The organism is Blautia sp. MB18-30, from assembly GCF_023669475.1.
Taxonomy (GTDB): Bacteria; Bacillota; Clostridia; order Lachnospirales; family Lachnospiraceae; genus Blautia_A; species Blautia_A fusiformis.
This window is the reverse complement of record NZ_JAMOYY010000068.1, coordinates 1-4732: the sequence shown is the minus strand read 5'-3', so window position 1 is coordinate 4732 and position 4732 is coordinate 1. Positions and strand designations below refer to the sequence as shown.

Sequence of the window (4732 nt, the reverse complement as noted above, 5' to 3'; positions counted from 1 at the left end):
CGATAAGATATTAATAAAAATATATGATATAATAGGGAAAATATGAAGAATACACAACAATTGGCGGATAGGCGCGAAGCGTCGTTTCTGCGGTACGTGCCCGGAAAGAGGGGGTGCAGGGGGAGAAAAACGGGCTTTGTAACTTTGAGTGCTTTCTCCCCCTGCGGTGTTTTCTCAGCTTTTCAAAGCCAATAAACAAAAAAATAATTCAATAAAAGAAAAACATACACTACTTGCGGGATGCAATGAAGTCAAGAACTTCATCTCTTTCAGGCATTACGCGGAGTGCTCCCTTCTTTGTTGTGATGAGAGAAGCTGCTGCATTTGCAAAAGTAAGCAGCTCTGCGAGATTTTCGTCAGTGAGATCCTCAAGACCGTGTTCCAGCACATAATTCAGGGTGCTTGCACAGAAGGTGTCTCCTGCACCGGTGGTTTCAATGGTTTTTTCCTGAAGGAAAGGAGCAGCCTCGACCTTCCGTCCGCGATAATAAGCGCGGCTTCCGTCTTTTCCCATTGTGATCAGCACAAGCGGGATATGATATTTTTCTTCGATAAGGGCAGCACCCTTGTCATAATCTGCTGTGTCAAAAAGAAATTCCACTTCATTATCAGAAATCTTCAGTACATCACAGCGTTCCATGCCGTATTCGATCTCTTTGCGGGCATCGTTCAGATCCTTCCAGAGTGGAGGGCGTAAGTTCGGGTCAAAGGTGATGATGCATCCGGCTTCTTTTGCCACGTCAAGAGCATAGCGGGTTGCTTCACGGACACCCTCATGTGTGGAAGAAAGCGTGCCGAAATGGAAAATCCTGGAATTGCGGATCAGATCGGCATCTACCTCATCCTTTGTCAGCATCATATCTGCACCTGGATTACGGTAGAAAGAAAAATCACGGTCTCCGTCCGGGTAAGTATGTACAAAAGCAAGGGTAGTGTGAATTTCATCGTCCATGACAAGATTTCTGGTATCAATGCCGCATTCTTCTACGGCAGCCTTCAGCTGTTTGCCGAACATGTCGTTTCCGACCTTTCCGATAAATGCAGTTTTTTTGCCAAGACGGTTCAGCATGGCAAGAACGTTACAGGGAGCTCCGCCCGGGTTTGCCTCGAAAGTAGGGTTTCCCTGGGAACTGTCACCGTTTTCTGTGAAGTCGATCAGAAGCTCGCCGAGAGCTGTTACATCATACTGTCTGTTTTCCATTGATGATTCCTCCTGATAAGTTATTTGTTTCATATTCTGCTTCATATTATAATCGTTACACATGATTTTGGGAAGAACCAAATCGAATTATTTTCTGTTCTGTTACCGGTTACTTGTGGTGCTTTTTGCGAAGATTAGAACTGTTATCTTTATTTTTCTGTAAAATGGTGGTAAACTTAGTCTATAAAACAACAAATATGATGGAGGAGACGATTATGGCTGATAAAGCGTATGAATATATGGATTGGCCCCGGATCGAGGCGATCGTTTATGGGGAGGAGGCATCACCTCGTGATGTGATGCAGCCAAGGGTAACAGAGGATGGCGTTCTGATCCAGGGATTTTTTCCGGGAGCGGATGCTGCAGAGGTTGTTGTAGGGGAAAAGAGTTATCCGATGATCCTGGAAGATGAGGCTGGTTATTATGCTGTAATGCTTCCACTGAAAAGGATTCCGGAATATCGTTTCCGTGTGATAAGAGGAAGCAGGAAAGAGACTTTTTACGATGCGTATGAATGTCCATGCCAGATCACGGAAGAGGAGGAACGAGCTTTTTGTGCCGGTGTCTATTACAAGGCATATGAGAAGCTGGGAGCGCATCCGGGGACCTGTGGCGAGGTAGAAGGAACATATTTTGCTGTCTGGGCACCCAATGCAATCCGTGTCAGTGTGGTCGGTGATTTTGACAGGTGGGATGGAAGGCGTCTTCCGATGCATCGGATGCCAATGTCCGGAATTTTTGAGATTTTTGTTCCAGGTGTACAGGCAGGGGCCTCTTACCAGTATGAGATCAAGATCAAAGGCGGCAATGTACAGCGGAAGTCTGATCCTTACGGAAATGGAACCCAGGGAGCGCCGTCTGTGATTTCTGTTGTAACAGAGCTGGGGGAGTTTTTATGGCAGGATGAAGCGTGGATGAAGGAACGTGAAAGGTTTGCCAGCCGTGAAGTTCCGGTTTCTATTTATGAAACGGATGTAACAGAGTGGAAAAACAGTGGTGAATTGGTGGAGTTTCTGAAGGAAACCGGTTATACGCATGTAGAATTTCATCCGGTGATGGAGTATCTTGACCGAAGTTCAGGAGGATATTCTACGTCTGCGTATTATGCTGTGACTACCCGTTTTGGGACTGCGGCAGATTTCCGGACACTGGTAGAGGATCTTCATCAGGCAGGGATTGGCGTGATCCTGGACTGGACACCGGCTCAGTTTCCGCGGTTTGATGCAGGGCTTGAGAAATTTGACGGAACTCCTCTTTATGAAGTACAGGATCCGGCTATGGCCGTTCATCCGATGTGGGGCACCATGCTTTATAATTACGGAAGTCCTATGGTCAAAGATTTCCTTATTTCCAATGCGTTTTTCTGGCTGGATGAATTTCATGTGGACGGATTTCGGATGGATGATGTAGATGCGATGCTGTATCTGGATTTTGGAAGAGAGGCGGGCCAGTGGACGGCTAATCTTTATAGTTCCAATGAGAACCTTCAGGCAATGGAGTTTCTGAAGCATCTGAATTCTATTGTGAAGAAGCAGTATCCGGGGATTCTTCTGATCGCACAGGAGGATGGTTTATGGCCGCAGCTTACAGACAGTGTGGAGAATGATCATCTGGGGTTTGACTATAAATGGAGTGGTGGCTGGACAAAGGATCTTCTTTCTTACCTGGAAGCAGAGCCTTTGGACAGACGAAATTATTATGATCAGCTGACGCTTTCCATGATGTATGCATATAGTGAGCATTATGTACTGACTCTGGGGAAGAGAGATGTGGGTACGTTAAAAGAGTTTCAGGAGAAGCTTCCGGGATCTTCAAGGCAGAAGGATGCTCAGCTGCGTGCTGCGTATGGCTATCTGATGCTTCATCCGGGTGTGAAGATGACTGCGCCGGATGGGGATGTGGGGCCGGAAATGAGGGCGTATCTGCATGATCTGAATGAACTTTACAGGAATCATCCGGCGTTGTATGCAATGGATGGTAATTCGGATGGGTTTGAGTGGATCCAGTTTACCAGCTATGATGAGAATGTGGTTGCGTTTCTTCGTAAGACGGAAAAGCCGGAAGAAACGATTCTTGCGGTGTGTAATTTTTCACCGGTATCTTATGACAGTTACCGGGTTGGTGTGCCTTTTGCGGGGAAATATAAGGAAATTTTCAACAGTGACAGTGAAAAGTTTGGCGGACAGGGTGTGGTGAACGCACGGGCGAAAGCGGCTATTCATATGGAGTGTGATAACAGGGAATTTTCTTTGAAGCTGAAGCTTCCGGCTTATGGTGTGGCGGTATTTGGGTGTACACCGGAGAAGGGGGATGTGAAGAAAAACTCTGTGAAGAAAGGAAATGTGAAAAAGACTGTGGGGAAAAGCAGAGGAAAGCGTATGGATAAAGCGAAAATGACGGTGGTTGAAAAATCTGTGGCTGTAAAGGATGCGGTAAAGGTTGTGAAACGGGTGGCTTCTCGCAGGAAGGGGGCTTCCGGGGATGAGTGATGGTTTGTGAATTAAATGGGAATATGGTTGGGGGTGATTGGGGTGGTGAGGATTTGAGTGGATTGTAGGAAAAAGTGCTTGCATTTTTTGTAAAATACGGTATAATATCAGTTGTGTTTAGCACAAGCTGGAATAGCTCAGTCGGTAGAGCACTTCACTCGTAATGAAGGGGTCGTGAGTTCGAGTCTCATTTCCAGCTTATATATGACTGATGGGAGTCCGGTGTCTTTGGAATATGAAGATGCCGGGCTTTTTTTGTGTGTATGGATGTGGTCGAGGGACGCCAGAGGAAGGTGGTATCGCTCGGTGGATGCAGTCGGGGATGCTTTTGAGGTTTTGTGAGAAGGATGGAGAGGGACGCCAGAGGAAGGTGGCATTGGTCCGGGGGGATGTGGTCGAGGGACACCAGAGGAAGGTGGCATCGCTCCGGGCAGGGACTCCGTCGGGGGATACTACTAGGACTCCGTGAGACGGCTAAAAGCATTGCGGCAGGGCCAGAACTCGCCTGCGGCTCAGACAGCAGACCCTGCCGCAATAACGCCGTCTCCCGCAGCCCAAGTAGTAATCACCCCTCCTCCGCAGCAGCCCGGAGCGATGCCACCTTCCTCTGGCTGACGCTTCCAGCCGACAGGAAAAAGCCAGAGTATGGGACAGAAGCAAACATTAAAGAAAACATCAAAGAAACATCAAAGAATCCAGAATCCAGAAACCAGATCGGCACAGCGTACCACCATAAATATCGAGGAATCCAGAAACCAGATCGGCACAGCGTACCACCATAAATATTGAAGAGTACAGGAGCCAGATTGGCACAGTATACCACCATAAGTACCGAAGAATCCCAGAACCAGATTGTAGATCGGCACAGCGTACCATCATAAACATTGAAGAGTACAGGAGCCAGATCGGCACAGCGTACCACCATAAGTACCGAAGAATACAGAAACCAGATCGGCACAACGTTCCATTCTGAGTACCGCAGCATACAGACAAAAGTCAACAACGCAGCACACACAACAACGCAGAACTCCTTCCGTGCCCA

At 47.4% G+C, this 4732-nt stretch carries 3 protein-coding genes and 1 tRNA gene; 2 read left to right on the top strand and 2 right to left on the bottom strand.

Annotated features, from left to right (window positions below; genetic code table 11):
* Positions 1-229: 229 nt before the first annotated feature.
* A complete protein-coding gene (locus tag NCY57_RS16300) occupies positions 230-1201 on the bottom strand; it encodes a carbohydrate kinase family protein (protein WP_044962153.1) in 972 nt (323 codons plus the stop codon).
* A 215-nt stretch (positions 1202-1416) separates the two neighbouring features.
* Here NCY57_RS16300 and glgB point away from each other — a divergent pair, with 215 nt between their 5' ends.
* Together glgB and NCY57_RS16290 are read left to right on the top strand one after the other, a co-directional pair.
* Positions 1417-3690: a 1,4-alpha-glucan branching enzyme gene (glgB, locus tag NCY57_RS16295; protein ID WP_173739276.1), complete on the top strand. Its 2274-nt coding sequence runs from the start codon at positions 1417-1419 to the stop codon at positions 3688-3690.
* Positions 3691-3816: 126 nt separating this feature from the next.
* A tRNA-Thr gene (locus NCY57_RS16290) sits at positions 3817-3889 on the top strand.
* Between the two features lie 366 nt (positions 3890-4255).
* Here NCY57_RS16290 and NCY57_RS16285 read toward each other — a convergent pair.
* A partial coding sequence (locus tag NCY57_RS16285; protein WP_250789850.1) for a hypothetical protein occupies positions 4256-4732 on the bottom strand: 477 nt, incomplete at its 5' end.

What these genes read in the sequence shown, in the direction of transcription:
- NCY57_RS16300 (WP_044962153.1), bottom strand. Translation starts at nt 1,201, where the DNA reads ATGGAAAACAGACAGTATGATGTAACAGCTCTCGGCGAGCTTCTGATC.
- glgB (WP_173739276.1), top strand. Translation starts at nt 1,417, where the DNA reads ATGGCTGATAAAGCGTATGAATATATGGATTGGCCCCGGATCGAGGCG.